This window comes from Oleiphilus sp. HI0086 (assembly GCF_001635225.1).
Genome location: NZ_LWFZ01000184.1, coordinates 1 through 1,094, shown reverse-complemented (window position 1 = coordinate 1,094; position 1,094 = coordinate 1). Strand labels below are relative to the sequence as shown.

The 1,094-nt window shown below is 43.4% G+C and carries 2 protein-coding genes; one reads left to right on the top strand and one right to left on the bottom strand.

Going from position 1 to position 1,094, the window contains the following annotated elements; all coding sequences use genetic code 11:
- On the bottom strand, window positions 1-723 hold a 723-nt coding region (locus A3756_RS02635), incomplete at its 3' end, for a D-alanyl-D-alanine carboxypeptidase family protein (protein ID WP_231875463.1).
- A gap of 172 nt (window positions 724-895) precedes the next feature.
- Between A3756_RS02635 and A3756_RS02630 the strand changes: the two genes are divergently transcribed.
- Window positions 896-1,078 (top strand): hypothetical protein, encoded by a 183-nt coding sequence (locus A3756_RS02630; RefSeq protein WP_068507906.1) that lies wholly within the window; start codon window positions 896-898, stop codon window positions 1,076-1,078.
- The last annotated feature ends 16 nt before the right edge of the window (window positions 1,079-1,094 follow it).

Below are 1,094 nucleotides of genomic sequence, written 5' to 3'. Positions count from 1 at the left end.
AAGGCAATAACCTGCTTCTTCAGTATGTCCGGTCTTTAAGCCATCGACTGACTTATCACGCCACAACAAGCGATTGCGGTTTGGCTGCCTTATATTGTTATAGGTGAAGTATTTTTCAGAATACAAAGGGTACTGATCAGGAAAGTCATTAATGATCGCAAGAGCCAGCTTTGCCAAATCAGAGGCTGATGAATAATGCCCTTCAGCAGGCAAGCCTGTAGCGTTCATAAAGTTGGAGTTTGTCATGCCCAGTAGTTGAGCTTGCTGATTCATGATATCGGCAAATGCATCTTCGCTACCAGCAACATACTCAGATAGCGCAATACTTGCGTCATTGCCTGACTGAATAATTACGCCTTTGAGCAGCTCTTCAAGCAAAACTTTTGAGCCTTCCTTGATGAACATTTTTGACCCGCCAGTGCGCCAAGCCTTAACGCTCACTGGAACCTCGTCATATAAATTGATATTACCTTGAGCTACTTCGCTTTCGACGATGTATGCGGTCATCATCTTAGTCAAGCTGGCGGGTGGCAACTGAACGTAGCTTTCATGCTCTACGATTACTTCGCCACTCGTGGCATCCATTAAAATATAAGAGCTAGCTGAAACCTGTGGCGGAGAAGGAATAAGAGCTGGCTTAGCAAATGCGTCGGCAACATGGAATCCGAGAAGTAATAACAAAGAATAAAGTGGTAACACCTTACCTAGTGATCTGAACATCATTAAAAACCCGATTTTGATTTATATGAACGAAGTGACATATATTGAAGAAAGCAAGTCTAACCGAATTCAGCAATCGATTCATCCATAAGCGAAGACCAATAAGCCAATCTGTATTAAAATTAACGCTTCAGCTAATACAGACTTCTAACGAACAAGAAGAGGTATAAACGAAATGAAGGAACTCAAAAACGGCTCTGTTGACAGCGCACAAACAGTTAAAGCAGGCTGTGGAATTCGCTACGACCCTGAACAGCTAGACGGAGATTGCGGCTTCGATTTTTCACAAGCTGAAAACATGAAGCCTGAGAAAGAAGCCCATATACCTAAGAGCCCGGAGCCAACACAGGACGACTAATCACAACAGGTGCACC

Bases quoted from the DNA above. Each gene is read 5' to 3' on its own strand.
- A3756_RS02630 (WP_068507906.1), top strand. From the start codon at position 896: ATGAAGGAACTCAAAAACGGCTCTGTTGACAGCGCACAAACAGTTAAA.